Annotated in this window: 2 protein-coding genes; both read right to left on the bottom strand. The window is 50.2% G+C overall.

Going from position 1 to position 1,220, the window contains the following annotated elements; translation table 11 throughout:
• On the bottom strand, positions 1-435 hold a 435-nt coding region (locus INT22_RS20270), incomplete at its 3' end, for a DeoR family transcriptional regulator (RefSeq protein ID WP_226912420.1).
• Between the two features lie 125 nt (positions 436-560).
• Positions 561-1,220: SLC13 family permease (locus tag INT22_RS05000; protein WP_193067809.1), on the bottom strand; the 660-nt coding region annotated here is incomplete at its 5' end.

Here is a 1,220-nt window from a genome sequence, read left to right as displayed (position 1 = left end):
GCGAACTTGCCCGCCAGCAATAATCACCGTGAAGTCCTCTTTGTGCTGAAGAATGGCGGCCACGTTCAGATTATTGGTAATGATTTCTAAACCCTGGTGCTCAAGCAGCGCCTGGGCGATCACCTCGTTACTGGTACCGATATTAATAAACAGTGAGGAGTGATGAGGAATTTGCTGCGCCAAGCAGTGAGCAATCCGCTCTTTCTCTTCTAAATGTAGCGTTTTACGCGTGCTGTAGGCGGTATTAACAGTGCTCGACTCTATTCCTACACCGCCATGCACACGACGAACCCGCCCTTCGTTTGCTAGCGTATTTAAATCACGCCGAATGGTCTGTGGCGTCACTGCAAAGTGATCGGTCAGTTGCTCAATGCTCATATAGCCATGCTGGCGTACTAGCTCGACGATAGCATCTTGGCGAAACTGTTGGTTCATAAGCTCGGCCTATTCGTTATTTATTAGTGTTTAAGAGCTGTTCTCTATGAGCTATAGAGTAGCAAATTTTCGAAATTTAATAATACGAACATTAAGCTCTCATTTTTCGCCAAGCACCTGCTCGATTAGAGCGGCCAGACCCATAAAATGGCAGGAATAGCGACCACCATCACCACTAACGAAAGTGGAAGGCCTAGCTTCCAATAATCACCGAACTGGTAACCACCCGGGCCTAACACTAGCGTATTGGACTGGTGGCCTATCGGCGTTAGAAAGGCGCATGAGGCGCTGACAGCGACCACCATTAGAAAGGGATCGAGTGATGCATCAAAACCACTCGCAAGACTGGCGGCAATAGGCGCCATCAACAACGCGGCTGCGGCGTTATTGACCACGTTGGAAAGTAACATCGAGAGAATAAATAGCCCTGCTAATGAAACAGTGATGGGCCACTCAACGCCAAATCGTAGTAGCGCATCAGCAATAATTTCAGCGCCACCGCTCGTTTCAAGCGCTTCCCCCACCGGCAGCATGGCCGCCAGGAGAACAATAACGGGCCCATCAATGGCTTGATAACCTTCTCTCAGCGGCAGCACTCCTATCAGCAGTGATATCAACGCCGCGCTACTCATAGCAACAGCCGCAGGAAGCAAATCAAACAGCATCGCCATAATGGCGAGGGCAAAAATACCGATCGACAGCGCCAACTTTCGCGGTTGCCCTAAGTGAAGCTCACGGTTAGCCAGCGGCAAACACCCAAGGGTCGCTAAGCTATCGGCGATTTC

It is taken from the genome of Halomonas sp. 3D7M (assembly GCF_014897885.1).
Taxonomy (GTDB): Bacteria; Pseudomonadota; Gammaproteobacteria; order Pseudomonadales; family Halomonadaceae; genus Vreelandella.
This window is presented reverse-complemented; position numbering and strand designations above follow the sequence as displayed.